The 24,180-nt window shown below is 63.3% G+C and carries 20 protein-coding genes and 3 pseudogenes; all 23 read left to right on the forward strand.

All coding sequences use genetic code 11. The features are described 5' to 3' along the window. Positions 1–91: 91 nt before the first annotated feature. The 23 genes and pseudogenes from ndk (at position 92) to SJH88_RS08435 (ending at position 24,169) form a co-directional block, all read left to right on the forward strand. The gene (gene ndk, locus SJH88_RS08325; protein ID WP_042415683.1) at positions 92–517 is read left to right on the forward strand and encodes a nucleoside-diphosphate kinase; all 426 of its coding nucleotides are present in this window, start codon (positions 92–94) and stop codon (positions 515–517) included. 88 nt (positions 518–605) lie between these two features. Next, positions 606–1,729 (forward strand): annotated as a pseudogene (gene rlmN, locus SJH88_RS08330) (dual-specificity RNA methyltransferase RlmN). 46 nt (positions 1,730–1,775) lie between these two features. Next, positions 1,776–2,582, forward strand: a complete 807-nt coding sequence (locus SJH88_RS08335; protein WP_274754170.1) for a tetratricopeptide repeat protein — start codon at positions 1,776–1,778, stop codon at positions 2,580–2,582. After that, positions 2,575–3,567 carry a helix-turn-helix domain-containing protein gene (locus tag SJH88_RS08340; RefSeq protein WP_274754171.1) on the forward strand — a complete coding sequence of 331 codons (993 nt, stop codon included), beginning with the start codon at positions 2,575–2,577 and terminating at the stop codon, positions 3,565–3,567. The genes SJH88_RS08335 and SJH88_RS08340 overlap by 8 nt, the downstream gene beginning before the upstream one ends. Positions 3,568–3,570: 3 nt before the next feature. Beyond that, on the forward strand, positions 3,571–4,842 hold the full coding sequence (gene ispG / locus SJH88_RS08345) for a flavodoxin-dependent (E)-4-hydroxy-3-methylbut-2-enyl-diphosphate synthase (RefSeq protein WP_045267103.1): 1,272 nt from the start codon (positions 3,571–3,573) through the stop codon (positions 4,840–4,842). Positions 4,843–4,968: 126 nt separating this feature from the next. Next, on the forward strand, positions 4,969–6,264 hold the full coding sequence (gene hisS / locus SJH88_RS08350) for a histidine--tRNA ligase (protein WP_274754172.1): 1,296 nt from the start codon (positions 4,969–4,971) through the stop codon (positions 6,262–6,264). Between the two features lie 19 nt (positions 6,265–6,283). Then, on the forward strand, positions 6,284–6,964 hold the full coding sequence (locus tag SJH88_RS08355) for a YfgM family protein (protein ID WP_042415674.1): 681 nt from the start codon (positions 6,284–6,286) through the stop codon (positions 6,962–6,964). Positions 6,965–7,029: 65 nt separating this feature from the next. Further along, positions 7,030–8,130, forward strand: a complete 1,101-nt coding sequence (gene bamB, locus SJH88_RS08360; protein ID WP_042415789.1) for an outer membrane protein assembly factor BamB — start codon at positions 7,030–7,032, stop codon at positions 8,128–8,130. Positions 8,131–8,143: 13 nt separating this feature from the next. Beyond that, positions 8,144–9,477, forward strand: a pseudogene (der, locus tag SJH88_RS08365) (ribosome biogenesis GTPase Der). Positions 9,478–9,590: 113 nt separating this feature from the next. Next, positions 9,591–9,845, forward strand: coding sequence for an RNA chaperone Hfq (gene hfq, locus SJH88_RS08370; RefSeq protein ID WP_042415668.1), 255 nt, complete (start codon positions 9,591–9,593; stop codon positions 9,843–9,845). 55 nt (positions 9,846–9,900) lie between these two features. Further along, the gene (gene hflX, locus SJH88_RS08375; protein WP_274754174.1) at positions 9,901–11,112 is read left to right on the forward strand and encodes a GTPase HflX; all 1,212 of its coding nucleotides are present in this window, start codon (positions 9,901–9,903) and stop codon (positions 11,110–11,112) included. Positions 11,113–11,181: 69 nt separating this feature from the next. Continuing rightward, positions 11,182–12,537: an FtsH protease activity modulator HflK gene (gene hflK / locus SJH88_RS08380; RefSeq protein ID WP_274754175.1), complete on the forward strand. Its 1,356-nt coding sequence runs from the start codon at positions 11,182–11,184 to the stop codon at positions 12,535–12,537. Positions 12,538–12,548: 11 nt separating this feature from the next. Next, positions 12,549–13,439 (forward strand): protease modulator HflC, encoded by an 891-nt coding sequence (hflC, locus tag SJH88_RS08385; RefSeq protein ID WP_274754176.1) that lies wholly within the window; start codon positions 12,549–12,551, stop codon positions 13,437–13,439. Between the two features lie 46 nt (positions 13,440–13,485). Further along, positions 13,486–13,677 (forward strand): DUF2065 domain-containing protein, encoded by a 192-nt coding sequence (locus tag SJH88_RS08390; RefSeq protein ID WP_043386518.1) that lies wholly within the window; start codon positions 13,486–13,488, stop codon positions 13,675–13,677. 90 nt (positions 13,678–13,767) lie between these two features. Then, positions 13,768–14,916, forward strand: coding sequence for an ATP phosphoribosyltransferase regulatory subunit (locus SJH88_RS08395; protein WP_042415656.1), 1,149 nt, complete (start codon positions 13,768–13,770; stop codon positions 14,914–14,916). A gap of 30 nt (positions 14,917–14,946) precedes the next feature. Beyond that, complete coding sequence (locus tag SJH88_RS08400; protein WP_234686590.1) at positions 14,947–16,323, forward strand: adenylosuccinate synthase; 1,377 nt, start codon at positions 14,947–14,949, stop codon at positions 16,321–16,323. 54 nt (positions 16,324–16,377) lie between these two features. Continuing rightward, on the forward strand, positions 16,378–16,902 hold the full coding sequence (locus tag SJH88_RS08405) for a phosphoribosyltransferase (protein WP_183301850.1): 525 nt from the start codon (positions 16,378–16,380) through the stop codon (positions 16,900–16,902). Positions 16,903–17,132: 230 nt separating this feature from the next. Next, on the forward strand, positions 17,133–17,972 hold the full coding sequence (locus SJH88_RS08410) for an EI24 domain-containing protein (RefSeq protein ID WP_274754177.1): 840 nt from the start codon (positions 17,133–17,135) through the stop codon (positions 17,970–17,972). A 270-nt stretch (positions 17,973–18,242) separates the two neighbouring features. Next, positions 18,243–19,657, forward strand: a pseudogene (gene glnA / locus SJH88_RS08415) (type I glutamate--ammonia ligase). 219 nt (positions 19,658–19,876) lie between these two features. Then, positions 19,877–20,389 (forward strand): hypothetical protein, encoded by a 513-nt coding sequence (locus tag SJH88_RS08420; RefSeq protein ID WP_210929141.1) that lies wholly within the window; start codon positions 19,877–19,879, stop codon positions 20,387–20,389. Between the two features lie 28 nt (positions 20,390–20,417). Beyond that, positions 20,418–21,491: a nitrogen regulation protein NR(II) gene (glnL, locus tag SJH88_RS08425; protein WP_260673836.1), complete on the forward strand. Its 1,074-nt coding sequence runs from the start codon at positions 20,418–20,420 to the stop codon at positions 21,489–21,491. A 44-nt stretch (positions 21,492–21,535) separates the two neighbouring features. After that, positions 21,536–23,089, forward strand: coding sequence for a nitrogen regulation protein NR(I) (gene ntrC / locus SJH88_RS08430; protein WP_274754178.1), 1,554 nt, complete (start codon positions 21,536–21,538; stop codon positions 23,087–23,089). Between the two features lie 204 nt (positions 23,090–23,293). Next, positions 23,294–24,169 carry a ferritin family protein gene (locus SJH88_RS08435; protein WP_274754179.1) on the forward strand — a complete coding sequence of 292 codons (876 nt, stop codon included), beginning with the start codon at positions 23,294–23,296 and terminating at the stop codon, positions 24,167–24,169. Positions 24,170–24,180 lie beyond the last annotated feature (11 nt).

Genomic DNA, 24,180 nt, shown 5'->3' on the forward strand with positions numbered 1-24,180 from the left:
CAGCGCTTTCTAGGGTTGCCCACTGGCCCGTTAGAATCAAGGGTTTTGCCGATACGGCAAAAAATCATTCCATTTTCACTAGGAAAACCAAATGGCTATCGAACGCACCCTCTCCATCATCAAGCCTGACGCCGTTGCCAAGAACGTGATCGGCCAAATCTACAGCCGCTTCGAAGGCGCTGGCCTGAAGATCGCTGCTGCCAAGCTGGTGCACCTGTCGCGCGCGGACGCTGAGCAGTTCTACGCTGTGCACGCTGCCCGCCCTTTCTTCAAGGACCTGGTGGACTTCATGATCTCCGGCCCCGTGATGATCCAAGTGCTGGAAGGCGAAAACGCCATCCTGAAGAACCGCGAACTGATGGGCGCTACCGACCCCAAGAAGGCTGAAGCCGGCACCATCCGCGCTGACTTCGCTGACAGCATCGACGCCAACGCCGTGCACGGTTCGGACGCCGCTGAAACTGCTGCTGTCGAAGTGGCTTTCTTCTTCCCTGGCATGAACGTCTACGCACGTTAATACCATGTCTCCCATGCTGGCCGTGCTTGCTGTAACGGCGGCACCCCTGCATGGGAGTGCCGCCCTGTAAGTGGTCCAGGTACTGCATATGACCACGAATCTTTTGAATTTCGACCTCCAGGGGCTGACCGCATATTGCGAGTCGCTGGGGGAAAAGCGTTTTCGCGCCACGCAGCTGTTTCGCTGGATCCACCAGCGCGGTGCCAGCGACTTCGACCAGATGACTGATCTGGCTAAGTCCCTGCGCGAAAAGCTCAAGGGCAACGCCTGCATCGAAGGCCTGTCCGTCATCACCCAGCACGAATCGCAGGATGGCACCATCAAGTGGCTGTTCGACGTGGGGGATGGCAACGCGGTGGAATCGGTCTTCATCCCCGAGGATGATCGCGGCACGCTGTGCGTGTCGTCCCAGGCCGGTTGCGCCGTGGGTTGCCGTTTTTGCTCCACTGGCCACCAAGGCTTCAGCCGCAACCTGACCACGGGCGAAATCCTCGCCCAGCTGTGGTTCGCCGAGCATTTCCTGCGCAAGCACCTTAAGACCGATGAACGCGTCATCACCAATGTGGTGATGATGGGCATGGGCGAGCCCTGCAGAACTACACGGCCCTGGGCCCCTCGCTGCGCACCATGCTGGACGACCATGCCTACGGCCTGTCGCGCCGCCGCGTGACCGTGTCGACTTCGGGCGTGGTGCCGATGATGGACCGCCTGGCACAGGACTGTGCCGTGGCACTCGCAGTGTCGCTGCATGCGCCCAACGATCCCTTGCGCGAGAACCTTGTGCCCTTGAACAAGAAGTACCCGCTGGACGAGCTGATGCAGGCCTGCGTGCGCTATCTGGAATTTGCGCCGCGCGATTTCATCACCTTCGAGTACTGCATGCTGGACGGCGTCAACGACCAGCCGGCGCATGCCCAGCAATTGATCGATCTGGTGCGCAAATACAGCCACCAGGGCAAGCCCTGGTGCAAGCTGAACCTGATCCCGTTCAACCCCTTCCCGGCCTCTGGGCTGTTGCGGTCCCCGAATGCGGCAGTGGCGGCCTTTGCCAAGGCGCTCAGCGATGCGGGCATCGTGACGACGGTGCGCAAAACCCGCGGGGACGACATCGATGCCGCCTGCGGGCAGCTGGCTGGCGATGTCAAGGACAGGACCCGGGCTGCGGAACGCATGGCAAAGCAACGTACCATACCGCTGACACCCATTTCGTAACCGTTTCTTGACCGCAAGGATGTGCATGCCAGCCCCATTCATTCCCATGAAGCAGATATTCAGCAAGGCCCATCTGGGCGTGGGGGTGGTGGCAGCATGTATCTTGGCCGGGTGTGTGTCCACGCCGGCGGCCGTCAAGCCGGAGGCCATTCCCGGGTCTGCCGCCGAAACAGAGGTGCACCGCCTGGCCAAGACGCGCTTGCAACTGGCGGCCTTGCACTTTGAGGAAGGCCGCGCCGAAGTGGCGCTGGGCGAAATTGCCCAGGCGCTGCAGGCCTACCCCCGTTACGTCGATGCCTTCAACCTGCAAGGCTGGATCTACCTGAGCCTGCAGGACTACAAGAACGCGCACCAGAGCTTTGTGCAGGCCCTGGCCCTGCGTCCCGGCGATGCCGACAGCCTGTACAACCTGGGCTGGGTGCAGTGCCTGCAAAAGCAATTCACGGTGGCCGATGGCAATTTCGATGCGGCCTTGGTTGCGCCGCGCGCCAGCGGCCAATCGGTGGCACGCATCTGGCTAGCCAAGGGGGTGTGCCTGCGCCAAGCTGGTCAGATCGACAAGGCCTTGCAGGCGCTGGAAAAAGCCAACGAAATCGAGCCGGGCAGCCCTGCGGTTGCCTACAATTTTGCCGATGCCCTGCTGGCGCAGGGCGAGGCCGAGCGTGCGCGCTTCTATGTGCGCCGCATCAACAATGGGCAATGGGCATCGGCGCAGTCGCTGTGGCTGGGTATCAAGGTGGAGCGCAGCCTGGGGGACCGGGTGGCGATGCGGCAATTGGCGGATCAATTACATAAGCGATTCCCTGACTCCAAGGAATGGCAACGGTTTGAGCGGGGAGCGTTTGATGACTGAGGTGGTGGATGTGAGCAACGCAGAGCAACAAGTTGGTGGCGGCACGGGCACGCTGCCCAGCAGCAGTGCGGGGCAGATGCTGCGCCAGGCGCGTGAGCAGCGACAGGTGTCGCTGCAATCCTTGGCGGGCGCACTCAAGGTGCCGGCACACAAGCTGCAGGCCCTGGAGGAAGACCGCTGGGACTTGCTCACGGATTCGGTGTTCACGCGTTCGCTGGCGCTGAGCGTGTGCCGCGTGCTGCAGATTCCTTCGGCGCCGGTGATGGCCGGGCTGCCCAAGCACGAGGCGGCCAAGCTGGCGTCCAACCCCGAGGGCATCAACACGCCGTTCAAGGAAAAGACGCTGCGCTCCCTGATGTCGCCCACGCAGGACAGTGGCTCCGGCAGTGCGGTGAAACTGGGGATCGCCGTGCTGATTGCCGCCATCGGTGGCGCCGGCCTGTATTTCCTGCCGCAGTGGCAGGAAGCCCAGGACGCGGCCGGCGGCGAGACCCCTCTGAGCGAAGCCGCTCCCGCGGAGCCGCTGTTCATGCCTGCCCCCGAAGCCGCAACACCTGCCGCCACCGAGGCGGCACCTGCTGCGGAGGCGGCCCCCGCCGTGGCGGAAAAGGCCGTGGCCCCTTCGGCTGCTGCGCCAGCCGCCCCTGCACCCAGCAGCGCCGCCGAGCCTGCCGCGGCACTGTGCCACCCTGCCACGCCGGCTGCGACAGCCGCTGCCGCCGCAGCCGCAGCTCCGGCGGCAAATGGCACGCAACTGCGTTTCACCGCGAATGCCGAGAGCTGGGTACAAGTGCGCGATGCGCAGCAGCGCGTGGTGATGGAAAAGATTTTGAAGTCTGGCGATGTGTTCGAGGACACGGCCGCCGGACGGCCTCTGCACGTGGTGGTGGGCAATGCCGGCGCCACCACCTTGCAGATTGATGGCGCTGCATTCGATCTGGTCGCTGCGGCCAAGAACAATGTGGCCCGGTTCGAGGTGAAGTAACAAGTGTCTGACAACACATTCCAGGCGTCGCCCATCGCGCTCGCTGCCCCGCTGCCCCGTCGCAGCCGCCAGGCCCGCGTGGTGTGGCGCAACAACGTGGTCACTGTCGGGGGCGATGCGCCCGTGCGCGTGCAGTCCATGACCAACACCGACACAGTGGATGCGGTGGAAACCGCCATCCAGGTGCGCCAGCTGGCGCAGGCGGGCTCGGAGATGGTGCGTATCACGGTGAACACGCCCGAGGCGGCCGCCGCCGTGCCCTACATCCGTGAGCAGCTGGACCGCATGGGTGAGTACGTGCCGCTGGTGGGCGACTTCCACTACAACGGCCACCGCCTGCTGACCGACTACCCGGCCTGTGCCGAGGCGCTGTCCAAGTACCGCATCAACCCCGGCAACGTGGGCAAGGGCGAGAAGAAGGACAAGCAGTTCGGCCAGATGATCGAGATCGCCGCCAAGTACGACAAGGCGGTGCGCATCGGCGTGAACTGGGGTTCGCTGGACCAGGAAATCATGGCCGAGCTGATGGATGCCAACAGCCGGCGCGCCCAGCCCTGGGAAACGCGCCAGGTCATGTACGAGGCGCTGATCACCTCGGCCATCACCTCGGCCGAGCTGGCCCAGAGCATCGGGCTGAACCCTGACAACATCATCCTGTCCTGCAAGGTGAGCGGGGTGCAGGATCTGATTGCCGTGTACCGCGAGCTGGCACGCCGCTGCGACTACGCGCTGCACCTGGGCCTGACCGAAGCCGGCATGGGTACCAAGGGCACGGTGGCATCGACCGCCGCGCTGGCCGTGCTGCTGCAGGAAGGCATTGGCGACACCATCCGCGTCTCGCTCACGCCCCAGCCGGGCGAAGCGCGCACGCAGGAGGTGGTGGTGGCCTCGGAAATCCTGCAAAGCCTGGGCCTGCGCGTGTTCGTGCCCAGCGTGACGGCCTGCCCCGGTTGCGGCCGCACCACCAGCACCACCTTCCAGGAGCTGGCCAAGCAGATCGACGACTACCTGCGAGGCCAGATGCCGGTGTGGCGCATGAAGTACCCGGGCGTGGAGGCCATGAAGGTGGCCGTCATGGGCTGCATCGTCAACGGCCCGGGTGAGAGCAAGCATGCCGACATCGGCATCAGCCTGCCGGGCAACGGCGAGGCGCCCGCAGCGCCGGTGTTCATCGACGGCGAAAAAGCCATGACGCTGCGCGGGGAGGGGATCGCGCAGGAGTTCCAGGGCATCGTCGAGTCCTATGTGCAGCGCCGCTGGGGTGCGGGTGCTTGAATAAAACAATAGCTTTCAGCGCGCGTGTTTAAATACTTTCAACAATAAAAGTTTTTGAAAACCGCGCTGAACCAGCGCAAACAGCTCTTCTTTTTGAAGGGCTGTATTTTTGGTGAGATTTCTGAAGTGGCAAAGACCGACAAACTCTCCGCCGTCAAAGGCATGAACGACATCCTTCCCGGCGAGTCCGCCCGCTGGGAGTGGCTGGAGGCGCAGGTGCGCGATCTGATGGGGCGCTTTGCCTACCGCAACGTGCGCACACCCATCGTCGAGCACACGCAGCTGTTTGTGCGCGGCATCGGTGAGGTCACGGACATTGTCGAGAAGGAGATGTACTCCTTTGAAGACAAGCTGAATGGCGAGCGCCTGACCCTGCGCCCCGAAGGCACGGCCAGCCTGGTGCGCGCCACCATCGAGAACAACCTGCTGTACGACGGCGGCAAGCGCATGTGGTACATCGGCCCCATGTTCCGCCACGAACGTCCGCAGCGCGGCCGCTACCGCCAGTTCCACCAGATCGGTGCCGAGGCCCTGGGCTTTGCCGGCCCCGACGTGGACGCCGAGCTGATCCTGCTGGCCGTGGCCCTGTGGAAGCGCCTGGGTCTGACCCAGTGGCGCCTGGAAATCAACAGCCTGGGCCAGCCCGAGGAGCGCAAGGCGCACCGCGAGGCGCTGATCGCCTACCTGGAGCAGCACACCGAGGTCATGGACGAAGAGGCCAAGCGCCGCATGTACAGCAACCCGCTGCGCGTGCTGGACACCAAGAACCCAGCGATGCAGGAGATGGTGAACGCCGCGCCCAAGCTGCTGGACTACCTGGGCGAGGCCTCGCTGGCGCACTTTGACGGCCTGAAGGCCATCCTGGACGCCAACGGCGTGCCCTGGACGGTCAACCCCCGCTTGGTGCGCGGCCTGGACTACTACAACCTCAGCGTGTTCGAGTTCGTGACCGACCTGCTGGGTTCGCAAGGCACCATCTGTGCCGGCGGCCGTTACGACTACCTGATCGAGCAGGTCGGCGGCAAGCCGGCCCCCGCCGTGGGCTGGGCGCTGGGCGTGGAGCGCGTACTGGAGCTCGTCAAGGAACTGGGCACCGACATCCCCGAGCCTGGTCTGGACGTGTACGCCATCGTGCCCGATGCCGCCGCCATGCCCGTGGTGCTGCGCACCCTCACCCAGCTGCGCGATGCGGGCGTGCGCGCACAGATGCACACGGCTGGCGCCGAGGGCATGGGCTCGATGAAGTCGCAGTTCAAGAAAGCCGACGGATCGGGCGCGCGCTTTGCGCTGATCTTCGGTGCCGACGAGCTGGCGCAGGGCCTGGTGACCGTCAAATCGCTGCGCGATGGACAGGGCGCCCAGGTGCAGCAGCCGCTGGCGCAGGTGGTCGATTGGGCCGCCACCCTACAATCTCAGGCTTGAATCTCTTACAACACCCAGTATGGCAACGCATCTCGACCTCGAAGAACAAGAGCAACTTGATCAGATCAAGCACTTCTGGAACAAGTGGGGCACCCCCATCACCGGCGTGGCCGTGATCGTGATGGGCGGCTTTGCCGCCTGGAATGGCTGGCAGATGTGGCAGCAGCGCCAGGCGGTGCAGGCCTCCGCCCTGGCCGATGTGGTGGCGGTGGCCGTGGAAAGCGGCGACCAGGCCCGTGTTGCCCAGGCGTTCGATGCCGTGAAGGCCGACTACGCCGGCACGCTGCAGGCCGGGCACGCCGCCTTGCTGGTGGCCCAGTCCTCCGTGAAGGCGGGCAAGCTGCCCGAAGCCAAGTCGGCCCTGCAATGGGTGGTGGACCACACCAAGGACGAGGGCTACCAAGCCACGGCCAAGCTGCGTCTGGCCGCGGTGCTGATGGAAGAAAAGGACCTGGAGGCTGCCGCAGCCGTGCTGCGTGGCAGCTTCCCTGCCGAATTCAAGGGCCTGGCGGCCGATCGCCTGGGGGATGTGCTGCAGCAGCAGGGCAAGACCAGTGAAGCGATCACGGCCTACCAGGAAGCCTGGAAGCTGCTGGACCCGCAGGTGGACTACCGCGCGCTGGTGGGCTTCAAGCTGAATGCATTGGGGGTGGCAACCTCTGAATCCGGAATGGCGACTTTGACGGAGACCAACAAGTGAATCACAACGCGCAACGCGATCAAGGACGAGTTTGGGGAGTGACCGTGCAGCGCACGGTGGTGGCCATGGCCATGGTGACAGCCCTGGGTGGCTGCGCGTGGTTCGGTTCCGGCAGTGCGCCCAAGCCCATGGACTTGGGGCCCAACGTGGTCAATCTGCCGGTGCGCCAGGCCTGGACGGTGCGCATTCCCGCGATCAAGGACGCGAATGTGCGGGCCCAGGTCCAGGGGCAAGACGTGATCGTGGCAGCGGCCGACGGTACGGTGGTCAGCATCAACGCCAGCAATGGGCGTGAAAGCTGGCGTGGCCAGGCCGGTAAGGCCTTGCAAACCGGCGTCGGCGCCGATGGCCGCCATGCGGCTGTGGTGACCACCGGCAACGAACTGGTGGTGCTGGAGGGCGGCAACAAGCTGTGGAGCAAGCCGCTGAGCACCTCGGTTTTCACCGCCCCGCTGGTCGCGGGCGGTCGCATCTTTGTGCTGGCGGCCGACCGTTCGGTGTCGGCCTTCGATGCACAAAATGGTGCCCACCTGTGGACCCAGCGCCGCGAGGGCGAGCCCCTGGTGCTGCGCCAGCAGGGGGTGCTGATGCCCTATGGCAACACCTTGCTGGCCGGCCTGTCCGGCCGCCTGGTGGCCCTGAATCCGGATGATGGCCGCGTCGAGTGGGAAGCTCCGCTGGCATCGCCGCGCGGCACCAACGATGTGGAGCGTCTGGTGGACCTGGTCGGTCCTGCCAGCCGCGTCGGCAATGCCGTGTGCGCGCGTGCCTTCCAGGCGGCTGTGGGCTGCGTGGATGCGAATGTCGGTCGCACCGCATGGTCACAAACTGCCAAGGGAGCAGTGGGAATTGCAGCTGATGCAGAGTACGTGTTTGGTACGGAGAGCAACGGCATCCTGCAGGCCTGGAATCTGGCCGACGGCACCAAGCGCTGGTCGGTCGATCGCTTCCAGCACCGCAAGCTGTCCGCACCGCTGGTGCTGGGGCGTGCCGTGGTGATGGCCGATGAGACGGGTCTGGTGCACCTGGTGTCCAAGCAGGACGGCTCGCACCTGAACCGATTGAATACCGATGGAACCGGCGTGGCAGCAGCGCCGGTGGTGGCCGCCGATACTTTGGTGGTTGTGACGCGAGGCGGCGGCATTTACGGCTTCCGCCCGGATTGACAAAAATTTTCGAATGAAGCCAGTTATTGCCCTTGTCGGGCGGCCCAATGTGGGCAAATCAACCTTGTTCAATCGACTGACCAAGTCGCGTGACGCCATCGTCGCCGACTTTGCCGGTTTGACACGCGATCGCCACTACGGCCAGGGTCGCCAGGGCAAGCACGAGTACATCGTGATCGACACGGGCGGTTTTGAGCCCGATGCCTCCAAGGGCATCTTCCGCGAAATGGCCAAGCAGACGCGCCAGGCCGTGGCAGAAGCCGACGTGGTGCTGTTCGTGGTCGATGCGCGCGACGGCCTGTCGGCCCAGGACCATGACATCGGCAACTACCTGCGTCGTCTGGGCAAGCCGTGCGTGCTGGTGGCCAACAAGGCCGAAGGGATGAAGGCGGGCACGCAACTGGCGGAGTTCTATGAGCTGGGTCTGGGGGATGTTTACCCCGTGTCCGCTGCCCACGGGCAGGGCGTGCGCGGTTTGGTGGATCTGGCGCTGGGTTCCTTGAACCTGCCCGAGCCCGAAGAGGAAAGCATTGAGGACGTGGAAGCGCGCCCTGTGCGCTTGGCCCTGGCCGGACGCCCGAACGCGGGCAAGTCCACCTTGATCAATACCTGGCTGGGTGAGGAGCGCCTGGTGGCGTTCGACATGCCGGGCACGACGCGCGATGCGATTGCTGTGCCGTTCGAGCGCAACGGCCAGCGTTTCGAGCTGATCGATACCGCCGGTCTGCGCCGCAAGGGGCGCGTCTTCGAGGCCATCGAGAAGTTCTCGGTGGTCAAGACCTTGCAGGCGATCGAAACCGCGAACGTGGTCTTGCTGCTGATCGATGCCACTGAAGGGGTGACGGACCAGGACGCCCACATTGCGGGCTACGTCCTGGAAAGTGGCCGTGCTGTGGTGGTGGCGGTGAACAAGTGGGACGCCGTGGACGATTACCAGCGTCAGTTGGTTGAGCGTGCGATTGAAACCCGCTTAGGCTTCTTGAAATTTGCCGCACTGCACTTCATCTCTGCCACCAAGCGTCAGGGTTTGGGCCCGTTGTGGGCTTCCATCGTGCAGGCGCACAAGGCGGCGACCTGCAAGATGCCGACGCCCGTGCTCACACGCGTCCTGCTGGAAGCCGTGCAGTATCAAACGCCAAAGAAGGCGGGAGCCTATCGCCCCAAGCCGCGCTATGCGCACCAGGGGGGCATGAACCCGCCAGTGATCGTGGTGCACGGCAATTCTTTGGAGCACATCACCGAGGCCTACCGCCGCTTCCTGGAAGGACGTTTCCGCAAGGAGTTTGATTTGGTGGGTACCCCCTGAGGATCGAGTTCAAGACTTCCCACAACCCCTATTCCGACTAAGCTGGGAAGCCATCACCGCAGCGCCAGAGGGCGAATCCCTGCAAGGGAAATGCACAAAAGGCGCTGTGGTAAGGTGTCGGTTTACAACAACATTTCCGAACACGGAGAATATCGTGAGCAATAAAGGCCAACTCCTGCAAGATCCATTTTTGAACGCTCTGCGCCGCGAGCACGTGCCGGTTTCCATTTATTTGGTGAACGGCATCAAGCTGCAAGGCCAGATCGAATCGTTCGACCAGTACGTGGTGTTGCTGCGCAATACCGTGACCCAGATGGTCTACAAGCACGCCATCTCGACCATCGTCCCAGGTCGCCCTGTGAACTTCAGCCTGGCTGACAACAACGACAACGAGGCCGCTGCCGCTTGAAACTGTTGACTTATCCCTTCCCTGCACAGCCGTGCAGGGTGGGGGAGGTGATGGCATGAGCGTGAACGCCGCATCCTCCCCCGAAGACGCCACCCCCGTTGTGCTGGTGGGCGTTGACTTCGGACTTCCACACTTCGACACCGAGCTTGAAGAACTGGGCCTGCTGGCACAAACCGCCGGCCTGCGCCCTGTGGCACGCATCACCTGTAAACGCAAAGCACCCGACGCAGCCTTGTTTGTGGGCAGTGGCAAGGCGGACGAAATCCGCATGCTGGCCCAGATGCATGGCGCCCGAGAGGTGTTGTTTGACCAGGCCCTGAGCCCGGCGCAGCAGCGGAACCTGGAACGCCACCTGGAAATGCCGGTCAATGACCGGACGTTGTTGATCCTGGAGATCTTCGCCCAGCGCGCGCGCAGCCATGAAGGCAAGCTGCAAGTGGAACTGGCGCGCCTGCAGTACGTGGCCACGCGCCTGGTGCGCCGCTGGACCCACCTGGAGCGCCAGATGGGTGGTATTGGTGGGCGTGGTGGACCGGGCGAAAAGCAGATCGAGCTGGACCGCCGCATGATTGCCGATGCCATCAAGCGCACCAAGGACAAGCTGCAGAAGGTCAAGAAGCAGCGTGCCACCCAGCGCCGGCAGCGCGAGCGCCGAGATGTGTTCAACATCTCGCTGGTCGGCTACACGAATGCTGGCAAATCCACGCTCTTCAACGCCTTGGTGAAAGCGCGAGCCTACGCAGCGGATCAGCTCTTTGCCACGCTCGATACGACCACGCGCCAGCTGTACCTGAGCGAAGCGGGCATGTCTGTGTCCCTGTCGGATACCGTGGGCTTCATTCGCGATTTGCCTCACGGTCTCGTCGAGGCCTTCCAGGCGACGCTGCAAGAAGCGGTGGATGCCGATCTGCTTCTGCATGTGGTCGATGCGTCGAATGAAACTTTCCCGGAGCAGATGGATCAAGTCCGCAGGGTGTTGGGCGAGATCGGTGCCCTGGATATTCCCCAGGTACTGGTCTTCAACAAGCTGGATGCCTTGCCGCCGGAGCGCATGCCTGCCATCGCGCAGGACACCTACGAGGTAGACGGGGTGGCCGTTCCGCGTGTGTTTGTGAGTGCGCGCACGGGTGAAGGCTTGGTGCAGTTGCGCCAGATGCTGGCTGAGGCCGCTTTGGCAGCCCGGAATGCATCTGACGAAGGGGAGGTCCAAGATGGTCGCGATGGCCTAAGGTCTGAACCAATGTCCCTTGATGACTACGACGATTGAGCAAAGTGCATCTGCACATTTCGGCACAATGCCACATGGTTCATAGCAATACCAATTGAGACTTTTCGCATGAATTTCCTGAATCGCGCCCCTCGTTGGGCAGTGCTGCCAGAACGCTTGCGGGGAATGTTCAATCTGAATGATCCCCGCTGGGGGCGTGGAGAGGACAACCAAGCCGGGGAGGGTGCGCCGCGCCCGGATTCTGACCGTCCTGCACAGCCCCCTTCCTCCCCGCCGCCGCCGCGTGGCCAGCAGCAGGCGGGTCAGCCACCGGATCTGGATGAGCTGTGGCGTGACCTGAATCGCAAGCTCTCGGGGCTGTTCGGGGGCAAGCCTCCCCGTGGTCCCCAGGGGGGCAACAGCAGCCAGCCGCCAGAAATGAAGGGTGCCGGCATTGGCGTCGGCGTGATCGCTGGTATCGCTGTGCTGATCTGGCTGGGCACGGGTTTCTTCATCGTGCAGGAAGGCCAGCAGGCGGTGATCACGCAGTTCGGCAAGTACCACTCGACCGTGGGTGCTGGCTTCAATTGGCGTCTGCCGTATCCCGTGCAAAACCATGAGCTGGTCTACGTGTCGCAGATCCGCTCCGTGGATGTGGGTCGTGACACCATCATCAAGAGCACCGGTCTGCGCGAATCGGCGATGCTGACCGAGGATGAGAACATCGTCGAGATCAAGTTCGCGGTGCAGTACCGCTTGAGCGATGCCCGGGCCTGGCTGTTTGAGAGCAAGAGCCCCGACGTCGCGGTGGTGCAGGCTGCAGAGACTGCGGTGCGTGAAGTGGTGGGTAAGATGAAGATGGATACCGCACTGGCGGAAGAGCGCGACCAGATCGCGCCGCGTGTGCGGGATTTGATGCAGACCATCCTGGACCGCTACAAGGTGGGTGTGGAGGTGGTCGGCATCAATATGCAGCAAGGCGGTGTGCGTCCGCCCGAGCAGGTGCAGGCCGCATTCGACGATGTGCTCAAGGCTGGTCAGGAGCGCGAGCGCGCCAAGAACGAAGCCCAGGCCTATGCCAACGACGTGATCCCCCGTGCCGCAGGTACGGCTGCGCGTTTGAAGGAAGAAGCGGAAGCCTACCGCGAGCGCATCGCGGCGCAGGCCGAGGGTGATGCACAGCGCTTCAGCTCGGTGCTGGCCGAATACAAGAAGGCGCCCCAGGTGACGCGTGACCGCCTGTACACCGAAACCCTGCAAGAGGTGTATAGCAATGTGACCAAGGTGCTGGTGGATTCGCGCCAAGGTTCCAACCTGCTGTATCTGCCGCTGGACAAGATCCTGCACAGCTCTGGCGCTGCACCGCAGGCCGCGCAGGATGCTGCTCGCACGCCTGCGCAGAACGGTGTCACTGTCGTGCCCGCAACCCCCATTGATGCCCGTGTGCGCGATGTGAATCGCTCGCGCGAGCGTGAGTCCCGCTGAGGAGATCTGTTGTGAACAGAGTCGGATTTATTGCCTCTAGCCTGCTGGCGGTGCTGGCCGTGCTGAGCTCCATGCTTTTTGTGGTGGACCAACGTCAATTCGGCGTGGTCTACGCCCTGGGGCAGATCAAGGAAGTCATTACCGAGCCGGGCTTGAACTTCAAGATGCCGCCACCGTTCCAGAACGTGCGTTACATCGACAAGCGTCTGCTGACACTGGACAGTACCGATACCGAACCCATGCTGACCGCCGAAAAGCAGCGCGTGGTGATCGACTGGTATGTGCGCTGGCGCATCACCGATCCGTCGGAATACATCCGCAACGTGGGTCTGGACGAAAGTGCCGGTGCCATGCAGCTGAACCGTGTGGTGCGCAATGCCTTCCAAGAGGAAGTCAACAAGCGAACCGTGCGCGAGCTGCTGTCCAGCAAGCGCGACACCCTGATGGCCGACGTCAAGCAGGAAGTCCTGAATGCCGTGACCGGTGGCAAGACCTGGGGCGTGGATGTGGTGGACGTGCGCATCACCCGTGTGGATTACGCGGAGACCATCACCGAATCCGTCTATCGCCGCATGGAAGCCGAGCGCAAGCGCGTGGCCAACGAGCTGCGGTCGACCGGCGCTGCCGAGGGTGAAAAAATCCGTGCGGAAGCCGATCGCCAGCGCGAAATCACCGTGGCGAATGCCTACCGGGATGCGCAGAAGATCAAGGGCGAGGGCGACGCCGAGGCAGCCCGTACCTATGCCGGGGCTTTTGGGCAAGACCCCCAGTTCGCGAAGTTCTACCGCAGTCTGGAAGCCTACAAGGCCAGCTTTGCGAACAAGAGCGACGTGATGCTGGTTGACCCCAGCAGTTCCGACTTCTTCAAGTCCTACCGCAGCAGCGGAGCCAGCAGCAACTAAGCGCGCGCACCGTCTGTAGTCCTTCAGGCCAAGGCCAGCCCACCCCATGGAATCCGGAATTTCTTGGTGGACTGCCTTGGCATTGTTGTTGGTGGTCGAGGGCTTGCTGCCATTTGCATCACCGCGCCGCTGGCGTGCCACCTTGACCCAGCTGCTGGCCCTGCGCGATGGCCAGATACGCGCTGTGGGGCTGCTCTGTATCGCAGTCGGTTTAAGCCTGCTGTGGTGGCTTGAATAACGTGGATCATGGCTAGGCCTTAAGGCTTTGTTGGGGGCGGCCGGCGATAGCCGATAGAATCACGTTTTTAACAGCCTCCCCCTTTTTTCCATGTCCGCTTGGGTCCTGCCGGATCACATCGCCGATGTGCTGCCCTCCGAGGCACGTCACATCGAAGAGTTGCGCCGAGGTTTGCTCGATACGGCGCGCAGCTATGGGTATGAGTTGGTCATGCCTCCGCTCCTGGAGTATCTGGAGTCCTTGCTCACCGGCACCGGTGAAGCATTGAACCTGCAGACCTTCAAGTTGGTCGACCAGATTTCCGGACGCTCCCTGGGGCTGCGTGCGGACATGACGCAGCAGGTGGCGCGCATCGACGCGCATTTGCTGAACCGCCAGGGCGTGACGCGCCTGTGCTACTGTGGTCCGGTGTTGCATGCCACGCAGGATCGCCCCCGTGCCTCACGGGAGCCGCTGCAGTTCGGCGCTGAAATCTATGGCCATGCCGGACCCGAAGCCGACGTGGAGGCGCTGAGCCTGGCACTGGCCTGTGTGCAGGGTGCGGGCGTGACAGGCTTCACCGTGGACCTGGGCGATGTGCGCATCGTGCGCAGCCTGCTGGCCGGGGTCATGGTGGATGCCAGCGTGCTGCAGAAGGTGCACGCGGCGCTGGCCGCCAAGGACGCCACGGGCTTGGCGGCCCTCACCAAAAGTTTTCCCCAGACCGCGCGCGAAGGCCTGCAGGCCTTGCTGCAGCTGTACGGTGATGTCTCCGTGCTGGACGAGGCAGAGAAGGCGTTGGCCCGCACACCCGGAACGCTGCACGTGCTGCAGCACCTCAAGTGGTTTGCCACACAGTTTCCGCAAGCGAACCTGACGTTCGATCTGGCGGACGTGCGTGGCTACTCCTACTACAGCGGCACACGCTTTGCCGTCTACGCCCCGGGCGCCAGCGATGCGCTGGTGCGTGGCGGCCGTTACGACGAAGTGGGGGCTGTGTTTGGACGCAACCGCCCTGCGGCGGGCTTCTCCCTGGATATCAAGCAGCTGGTGTCGGTGGTGCCATCGCGTCCGCTGCGTGCGGCCATTCGCGCTCCCTGGGGCAACGATGCACAACTCAGTCAAGCCATTGCGCAGTTGCGCAGCCAAGGCGAGACCGTGGTGTGCGTGTTGCCAGGTCATGAGAGCGAAGTGGACGAATTCGACTGCGACCGCGCACTGGTGCCCAGCGCCGGGCAATGGGTCGTTCAAGCCATCTAAGGCATTTTTCAATTCATCGGATTTGAGATTATGAAAGCAACCAAAGGTCGCAACGTGGTCGTCGTCGGTACCCAGTGGGGCGACGAAGGCAAGGGTAAATTGGTCGACTGGCTGACCGAAAGCGCCCAAGGCGTGGTGCGCTTCCAAGGCGGCCACAACGCCGGCCACACCCTGGTGATCAATGGCGTGAAGACCGCACTGCACCTGATTCCCAGCGGCATCATGCGCCCTGGCGTGAAGTGCTACATCGGCAACGGCGTGGTGCTGTCCGTGGGCAAGCTGTTCGAGGAAATCGAAGGCCTGGAAAAGGCCGGCGTGTCCGTGCGTGACCGTCTGCGCGTGTCCGAAGCCTGCCCCCTGATCCTGCCTTTCCACCAGGCCCTGGACGTGGCGCGTGAAGCCGCCCGTGAGCAAGGCGGCACGCAGAAGATCGGTACCACCGGCAAAGGCATTGGTCCTGCGTACGAAGACAAGATCGCCCGCCGCGCCCTGCGCGTGCAGGACCTGAAGCACCCCGAGCGCTTCGCCACCAAGCTGCGCGAGCTGCTGAACCTGCACAACCACGTTCTGGTGAACGTTCTGGGCTCCAAGCAGTTCGACTTCGGTCCCCACCTGGCGCCCTACATGAAGGACGGCGAAGTGCAGTTCGACGCGGTGTACACCGAAGCGATGCGCCATGCCGAGCTGCTCAAATCCATGATCGCCGACGTGTCGCGCGAGCTGAACGACGCCCATGCCGCTGGTGCCAACCTGCTGTTTGAAGGCGCGCAAGGCACGTTGCTGGACGTGGACCACGGCACCTACCCATACGTCACCTCGTCGAACTGTGTGGCCGGCAATGCCGCCGCCGGTGCGGGCGTGGGCCCTGGCATGCTGCACTACATCCTGGGCATCACCAAGGCCTACTGCACCCGCGTGGGCGGCGGTCCTTTCCCCACCGAGCTGGAGTGGGAAAAGGAAGGCACTCCGGGCTACATCATGTCCACCGTGGGCGCCGAAAAGGGCGTGACCACCGGTCGTTCGCGCCGCTGTGGTTGGTTTGATGCCGCGCTGCTCAAGCGCTCGGCCCAGATCAACGGTCTGTCCGGTCTGTGCATCACCAAGCTGGACGTGCTGGACGGCATCGAAGAGCTGCAACTGTGCGTGGGCTATGAGCTGGACGGCGAAAAGATCGACATCCTGCCCATGGGCGCGGACGACATCGAGCGCTGCAAGCCCATCTACGAGTCCATTCCCGGCTGGACCGATTCCACCGTGGGTGTGACCGACTACGACAAGCTGCCTGTGAATGCACGCCGTTACCTGGACCGCATCGCCGAAGTGACCGGTGTGCCGATCGCCATGGTCTCCACCAGCCCCGACCGCGACCACACCATCCTGATGCAAAACCCCTACAGCGCGGGCTGAAGCGGCGTTGCCTCTATAAACACGCTCCTCGCGAAATTACACAGGAACACGACCATGTTGACTGAAGACGGCAAGCACCTGTACGTCAGCTACGACGAATACCACGGCCTGATCGAAAAGCTGGCCCTCAAGATCCACCAGTCCGGCTGGGAATTCGACACCATCCTGTGCCTGGCCCGTGGTGGCCTGCGCCCCGGTGACATCCTGAGCCGCATCTTCGACAAGCCCCTGGCCATCATGTCGACCAGCTCGTACCGCGCCGAAGCCGGCACTGTGCAGGGCCATCTGGACATCGGCCGCTTCATCGCCACCCCCAAGGGTGAGATTGCCGGCCGCGTGCTGCTGGTTGACGACCTGGCCGATTCGGGCGTGACGCTGAATGCCGTGGTGAAGATGCTCAAGGACAACTACCAGCCCATCACCGAGCTGCGTACCGCCGTGATCTGGACCAAGGGTGTGTCGACCTTCCGCGCTGACTACTCTGTGGAAGACCTGCCCACCAACCCCTGGATCCACCAGCCCTTCGAAGGTTACGACAACCTGTCGCCCGAGAAGCTGATGGACAAGTGGAAGCTGTAAGACAGCGTGCACGTCGACACAAGGAGCCCCCTGGGGCTCCTTTTTTATTTCCAAAATCTATAAATAAGAGCAGTCGACGCGCGTCATTCAACGCTTTCAATTCAAAAAGTATCTGTAATCCAGTGTTGATGAGCGCCAGCAGCTCTGCTTTTTGATGTGCTTGGGGTGTGTAGGGGCCAGCGTGCCACTGGCCTTGTGCCGGGCAGGTCGGCGCCGCTATGCTTGGCAGCATGCACATGATCTTGGATGCGCTGTGGCGCGCGGTGACCGATTGCCTGCGGGGCCGGGTGATTGCTTGGTCTTTGTTTCCTCTGCTACTGGTGGCCGGCATGGCGGCGCTGGTCGGGGTGTTCTGGTGGGACGCTGCCGCGGCCAGCGTGCAGGCCTGGCTGGAAGCTGCCAGCTGGCTGCAATGGTTGTGGGGCTGGATGGGGCAGGGCACAGCATCGGCCAGCGCCGTGGCGGCGGCGGTCTTGCTGGTGCTGGTGATCAGCCCGGTGATGGTGATGGTGGCCTTGGCCATCGTGGCCGTGGTGATGACCCCGCAGATGGTGGCGCTGGTGGCCGAGCGCCGCTTTCCGCAACTGCAGCGCAAGCAGGGTGCGGGCTGGGTGGGCAGCGCACTGTGGGCCCTGGGATCGACGGCCATGGCCTTGCTGGTCCTGGTGCTGTCCATGCCGCTGTGGCTGGTGCCACCGCTGGTGCTGGTGCTGCCGCCGCTGATCTGGGGCTGGCTGACCTACCGTGTCATGGCCTTTGACGCCCTGGCCGAGCACGCCAGCCCGGCCGAGCGCCAGACCCTCCTGGCCACCCACCGCTACCGCTTGCTGTTGATGGGTGTGGTCTGTGGCTACCTGGGCGCAGCGCCCAGCTTGGTGTGGGCGTCGGGGGTGGTGTTCGCCGCGGCGTTCTGGGTGCTGATTCCGGTGGCCGTGTGGATTTATGCGCTGGTGCTGGCGTTTTCCTCGCTCTGGTTTGCGCACTATGGCCTGGCCGCCCTGGACAGTCTGCGGGAGCATGCCGCGCCGGATGCCGGGCAGGCGGCACCACCGGCAGGCACGCGGCCGTGAAAACCGTTGTGTGTTTTTTGCCACTTGGTGCAGGGCGTGCCGCATATTGGTGATTGCACCAATGTGGCGCACATCCAGGAACTAAAATAGTGCATGGAAAGCAAGTCCGGAATGGCTTGTTGAATTTGCACCAAAGTGGTGAATTGCAAAAGGCTGTGAAAACATGGACTTCACAGCCTTTCCGCTTGTGGATGGGTGTGGGGCGAGCTGGCACACAAACTGCTTTGCTAGCTGCGTACTTTCTATGAAGCGCTTTTCCAGGAGAACCTGATGGCTAAGACCGTTGCAGATGTGATGAACCTAGTGAAGGAAAACGAGGTCAAGTTTGTTGACCTGCGCTTCACTGATACCCGTGGCAAAGAACAGCACGTGACCGTGCCTGTGTCGCACTTTGATGATGACAAGTTCACTTCGGGCCACGCCTTTGACGGTTCGTCGGTTGCTGGTTGGAAGGGTATTGAAGCTTCGGACATGCTGCTCATGCCCGATCCCAACACCGCCAACATCGATCCTTCTTCGAAGAAACCACGCTGATCCTGCAGTGCGATGTGATCGAACCCGGTGACGGCAAGGCCTACGACCGCGATCCCCGCTCCGTGGCCAAGCGCGCGGAAGCCTACCTGAAGGCTTCCGGCCTGGGCGACACCGCCTACTTCGGTCCCGAACCCGAATTCTTCATCTTCGACGGCGTGCGCTGGGGCACCGAACCCCACAACCCCTTCTTCGAAATCGAAGAGTACGAAGCCCCCTGGAACACCGGTACCAAGTTTGAAGGCGGCAACCGTGGCCACCGTCCCCGCGTTAAGGGCGGCTACTTCCCCGTGCCTCCTGTCGACAGCACCCAGGACATGCGTGCCGAGATGTCCCTGATCCTGGAATCCCTGGGCATCCCCGTCGAAGTGTTCCACCACGAAGTGGCCGGCGCTGGCCAGAACGAACTGGGCACCCGCTTCTCCACCCTGGTGGAGCGTGCCGACTGGACACAGCTGCAGAAGTACGTGATCTGGAACGTGGCCAACACCTACGGCAAGACCGCGACCTTCATGCCCAAGCCCTACAGCGGTGACAACGGCTCTGGCATGCACGTGCACCAGTCCGTGTGGAAGGACGGCAAGAACCTGTTCGCCGGCGACGGTTATGCCGGTCTGTCCGACTTCGCGCTGTACTACATCGGCGGCATCATCAAGCACGCCCGTGCCCTGAACGCCATCACCAACCCCGGTACCAATTCGTACAAGCGTCTGGTGCCTGGCTTCGAAGCCCCTGTGAAGCTGGCCTACTCGGCCAAGAACCGCTCGGCCTCGATCCGCATTCCTTACGTGGCCAACCCCAAGGGCCGTCGCGTGGAAGCCCGCTTCCCCGATCCACTGATGAACCCCTACCTGGGCTTCGCAGCGCTGCTGATGGCCGGTCTGGACGGCGTGGAAAACAAGATCCACCCCGGCGAAGCCGCCACCAAGGACCTGTACCACCTGCCGCCCGAGGAAGACAAGCTGGTGCCGACCGTGTGCCACAGCCTGGACCAAGCGCTGGAAGCCCTGGACGCGGACCGCGCCTTCCTGACCAAGGGCGGTGTCTTCTCCGACAGCATGATCGACGCCTACATCGAACTGAAGATGGGCGAAGTGACCCGCTTCCGCCAGGCCGTGCACCCTGTCGAATACGACATGTACTACTCGCTGTAATTCCTGCGGCAGGGGCTGGGCATGCATGCGTGGCCCCTGTGCTGGAACGACACAACAAGGCAGCCGAGAGGCTGCCTTTTTTGTCGGCGGCAGCGGGTGGCCCAGGTCGGACAATCCGGGACAGTGCAGGTCGGGCATTGCACAATGCCATACAGACACGCCATGCATGCTGGTTCTGCGGTACGGCGCCTGGATTTGAACGTTGGAGGTGTGAACACTATGAAGCAACTGATCGGAGCAACCGCCTGCTGGCTGGCCTGTGCCGCCGTGCTGCCTGCGGCACAGGCCCAGGAGCGCATTTACCGTTGTGGCAATGAGTACACCAACAGCGCTGCCATTGCCAAGCAGCGCAACTGCCAGGTGGTGGAAGGTGGGCATGTGACCGTGGTGCACACCCGGCCCGCGCCTGCCACCCCCGCCGGGACTGGTGAGGGCAAGGCCTCCACGCCTGCGCCGGCGGGCGCCCGTGCGGTGCAGGTCGATCCCAGCCAGCAGAAAGCCCGTGACAGCGATGCCCGGGCCATCCTGCAGGCCGAGCTGGTCAAGGCCCAGGAAAAATTGAAGGCGCTCAAGGCCGAATACAACGACGGCTACCCGACCAAGTCGGCGCTGGAGTTGCGCAACGCGCAGGTTTACAACGAGCGCCTGGAGAGCTTGAAGGCCAGCATTGCCCGCCAGGAGAGCGACATTGCCGGCATCCAGCGAGAGCTGGCACGCCACTCTGGTGGCTGATTGTTTTTGAAAGTTGAGTGGTCTGTCCATGTCGCTTGCAGTTCCCCGTGATGTGCAGCGTTTTGCTGCGTTGGATTTGCTGTCTACCTTGGCGGTGGTGGTCGACCAGCAGGGTGCCGTGGTGTTTGCCAACGCCGCCCTGGAAAGCGCGATGGGCATGTCGCGGCGCATGCTTGAAGGGGTGGAGTTCGCCCAGTACCTGGCCTCGCCCTCGCTGCTGCGCACGGGCCTGCAATCCTCGGATGGGCACGGCTATGCGGCGATGAGCTTCGACACCGGCCTGCAGCGCACGGTGCAAGAGCCGCTGTTCGTGCACGTCACGCTGACACCGATCGAGCACACGGACTTGAGCCTGGTGGAGCTGTGGGTGCTGGAGCAGCAGGCCCGCCAGGACCGCGAGGAGCGCCTGGTCGAGCAGGCCCAGGCGAACAAGGAGCTGGTGCGCAATCTGGCGCACGAGATCAAGAACCCGCTGGGCGGCATTCGCGGCGCGGCCCAGTTGCTGGAGATGGAGCTGGACAGCCGTGAGCTCAAGGAATACACCCAGGTCATCATCCATGAGGCCGACCGCCTGCAAAGCCTGGTCGATCGTTTGCTGGCCCCGCACCGTCACCCGCACCAGCTGGCCGACCTGAACATCCATGAGGTGTGCGAGCGGGTGCGTTCCCTGGTCCTGCTGGAGTACCCCCAGGGCCTGAAAGTGCGCCGGGATTACGACATTTCCATCCCGGAGTTCAAGGGGGATCGTGCGCAGCTGATCCAGGCGCTGCTGAACATCGTGCAAAACGCCGCACAGGTGCTCTCAGACAAGATTGCCAGTGGCGAGGCCGAAATCGTGTTGCGCACCCGGGTGGCCCGCCAGGTGACGATTGGTCGCCAGCGCCACAGGTTGGCACTGGAATTGCATGTGATTGACAACGGACCCGGCGTACCGGACCACATCAAGGAGCGGATTTTCTATCCGCTGGTGACGGGGCGGGATGGCGGTTCGGGCTTGGGGCTGCCGTTGGCGCAGACATTCGTGCAGCGCCACCATGGCCTGATCGAGTGCGAAAGCATGCAGGGGCGCACGGATTTTCGGATCCTGATCCCGCTGCCGTGAGACCGGGTCTTTCAAGAACAAACAACGGAAGGTAAACACAGCATATGAAGCCGATCTGGATAGTAGATGACGACCCCTCGATCCGCTTCGTCTTAGAAAAGGCGTTGGCTCGCGAAAACCTGGACACCCGCAGCTTCAGCAACCCCCGCGAAGTGCTGGCCGCCTTGGCCGATCTGCCGGAAGGCGACCCCGCGCACCAGGGCCCGCGGGTCCTGGTCAGCGATATCCGCATGCCTGGCGGCTCGGGCCTGCAGCTGCTGGAGCAGGTGCATGCACAGCAGCCGGAACTGCCGGTCATCATCATGACCGCCTACTCGGACCTGGACAGTGCGGTGTCGGCCTTCCAGCGCGGCGCGTTCGAGTACCTGCCCAAGCCTTTTGATCTGCCCAAGGCGGTGGAGTTGATCCGCCGCGCGGTGGAAGAAAGCGAGCGCGAGCAGGTCGCCGAGGAGCGCCAGACGGCCATGCCCGAAATGCTGGGCCAGGCGCCGGCGATGCAGGATGTATTCCGGGCGATCGGCCGCCTCAGCCAGAGTGCCGTCACCGTGCTGATCACCGGTGAATCCGGTTCGGGCAAGGAACTGGTGGCGCGTGCCTTGCACAAGCATTCGCCCGTGGCGAATGGCCCTTTCGTGGCCATCAACACCGCCGCCATTCCCAAGGATTTGCTGGAGTCGGAGCTGTTCGGCCATGAGCGTGGCGCCTTCACCGGGGCGCAGACGCAGCGCCGAGGGCGTTTCGAGCAGGCGGAGGGCGGGACTTTGTTCCTGGACGAAATCGGGGACATGCCCTTCGATCTGCAGACCCGGCTGTTGCGCGTGCTGTCTGACGGCCAGTTCTACCGGGTTGGTGGCCATACGGCGGTCAAAAGCAATGTCCGCGTGATTGCCGCCACCCACCAGAACCTGGAGCAGCGGGTCAAGGATGGGGTGTTCCGTGAAGACTTGTTCCACCGCCTGAATGTGATCCGGCTGCGTCTGCCCTCGCTGCGCGAGCGTTCCGAGGACGTACCCATGCTGGCCAAGCATTTTTTGCAGCGCAGCGCCAAGCAGCTGGGGGTGGAGCCCAAGCGCATTTCGGAGGCCGCCTTGCAGCGTCTGGCGCAGTTCGGTTTTCCCGGCAATGTGCGCCAGCTGGAGAACATCTGCCACTGGCTGACGGTCATGGCCCCGGCCCAGCAAATTTCGGTCCAGGACCTGCCCCCGGAGGTGCTGGGTGCGCCTGCCAGCACTGCAGCGGTCGAGCCCACGGGCCTGGTGCCTTTGCAGACCGGCGCGGTGGCCGAGGTTCCGGTCGCCAGCGCCGCACAGCCGCAGGCCAGTGGGGTGGCCACTGCCGCCGCGGGGTATGCCGGGCCTGGCTGGGAAAGCCTGCTGGAGGCCGATGCCCGCAAGCTGTTGCAGGGTGACTGCAAGGAGGTCTGGGACGTGCTGAGCAAGCGCTTCGAGTCCAGTCTGATCACGACCGCCTTGGGCCTGACGCACGGCAAGCGCATGGAAGCCGCGCAGCGCCTGGGGATCGGGCGCAACACCATCACGCGCAAGATCCAGGAGTTGGGGCTGGACGGCCCCGAGCGTGGAGCGGGTGACGAGGTCTAGCCGCATCCGCTGACGGGCACCACAGCACAAGGGCATATCCGCGATATGCTCTTTTTTCATGGTGGTGGCGAGATCGGGCCGGGCAGACGGGCCCGTCCTACATCGACCGTTCGTATCAGCCGACCGTCGGATTGCGCATGGTTTCTGAGAATCAAAAGCATCGTCAAGTTGGCGTTCACTTGCTTTTGAAATCTGTCATAGCCCATGCTGCTTACTTTTCCCCGCTATCCGGCACGTAGCACGGCACTGTCCGCGGTGCAGACCGGCGTGGCACGCTATGACCCCCCTCCTGACAGCGACATTGCCGTGCTGACCCTAGATATCCACATGCGCCTGGTTTCCGAGCAGGAGGACACCTACTGGCGCGAGCACTTCTCACAGGCGCCTTATTACGTCGCCGGTCGCAGCTACGACCAGTACCGCCCGGCCTATGAACTGGGCTGGCAGACGGCGCTGCAATACCCGGATGCTGAGTTTGAAGACCTGGCCGATCGCCTGCACCGGCAGTGGGCCGTGCGCAGTGGCTCCAGTCTGCTGCCCTGGCGCGAGGTGCACCAGGCCGTGCATGCGGCCTGGCTGCATGCCAGCCAGCAAATGCGCAAGGTGCAGCAGCCGGCAGCACGCGTGGAGTGCAGCCGCGAGACCGCGGCCAGCCTGTTGCCGCTGCAGCGCGGCTGCGCCCTGCTGGCCGAGGATTTGCAACGCATGTGCACCATCCCCATGAGTGACTTCGCCCACCAGGTCATTCAACGGCACATCCTGATGCTGCGTGACTTTGCCTACACTTTGCACAGCCATGTGAAGCGTGCGTTTCACAAAGAGGACATGGGCTTGACCACGTGGCCCAGCAGGTTGCGCCGGCGCTGGATGGCGTGGCGCGACGACCTGTCGGACTGGGCGCCGGCGCAAGTGTTCGAGGTCTGTGAGCTGCGCGAACGCACCCTGCTGTCCAGCTACCAGCGGGCGCTGCGCAAAACGCTGCCCGTCGAGGTCCGGGAGCTGTTGCAAATGCAGTCCAAACGCTTGCGCGTGCACATGGAAAAGCTCAGCTGGGTGCGCCACAACTGGAATCTCGAATAAGGCACTGCGCC

Source organism: Comamonas sp. GCA5 (assembly GCF_036541385.1).
GTDB lineage: Bacteria > Pseudomonadota > Gammaproteobacteria > Burkholderiales > Burkholderiaceae_C > Comamonas > Comamonas aquatica.

Bases quoted from the DNA above. Each gene is read 5' to 3' on its own strand.
- hflK (WP_274754175.1), top strand. From the start codon at position 11,182: ATGAATTTCCTGAATCGCGCCCCTCGTTGGGCAGTGCTGCCAGAACGC.
- ntrC (WP_274754178.1), top strand. From the start codon at position 21,536: ATGAAGCCGATCTGGATAGTAGATGACGACCCCTCGATCCGCTTCGTC.
- bamB (WP_042415789.1), top strand. From the start codon at position 7,030: ATGGCCATGGTGACAGCCCTGGGTGGCTGCGCGTGGTTCGGTTCCGGC.
- SJH88_RS08435 (WP_274754179.1), top strand. From the start codon at position 23,294: ATGCTGCTTACTTTTCCCCGCTATCCGGCACGTAGCACGGCACTGTCC.
- SJH88_RS08390 (WP_043386518.1), top strand. From the start codon at position 13,486: ATGGAATCCGGAATTTCTTGGTGGACTGCCTTGGCATTGTTGTTGGTG.
- SJH88_RS08400 (WP_234686590.1), top strand. From the start codon at position 14,947: ATGAAAGCAACCAAAGGTCGCAACGTGGTCGTCGTCGGTACCCAGTGG.
- ndk (WP_042415683.1), top strand. From the start codon at position 92: ATGGCTATCGAACGCACCCTCTCCATCATCAAGCCTGACGCCGTTGCC.
- SJH88_RS08335 (WP_274754170.1), top strand. From the start codon at position 1,776: ATGAAGCAGATATTCAGCAAGGCCCATCTGGGCGTGGGGGTGGTGGCA.
- SJH88_RS08355 (WP_042415674.1), top strand. From the start codon at position 6,284: ATGGCAACGCATCTCGACCTCGAAGAACAAGAGCAACTTGATCAGATC.
- hflX (WP_274754174.1), top strand. From the start codon at position 9,901: ATGAGCGTGAACGCCGCATCCTCCCCCGAAGACGCCACCCCCGTTGTG.
- glnL (WP_260673836.1), top strand. From the start codon at position 20,418: ATGTCGCTTGCAGTTCCCCGTGATGTGCAGCGTTTTGCTGCGTTGGAT.
- SJH88_RS08410 (WP_274754177.1), top strand. From the start codon at position 17,133: ATGCACATGATCTTGGATGCGCTGTGGCGCGCGGTGACCGATTGCCTG.
- SJH88_RS08420 (WP_210929141.1), top strand. From the start codon at position 19,877: ATGAAGCAACTGATCGGAGCAACCGCCTGCTGGCTGGCCTGTGCCGCC.
- SJH88_RS08405 (WP_183301850.1), top strand. From the start codon at position 16,378: ATGTTGACTGAAGACGGCAAGCACCTGTACGTCAGCTACGACGAATAC.
- SJH88_RS08340 (WP_274754171.1), top strand. From the start codon at position 2,575: ATGACTGAGGTGGTGGATGTGAGCAACGCAGAGCAACAAGTTGGTGGC.
- SJH88_RS08395 (WP_042415656.1), top strand. From the start codon at position 13,768: ATGTCCGCTTGGGTCCTGCCGGATCACATCGCCGATGTGCTGCCCTCC.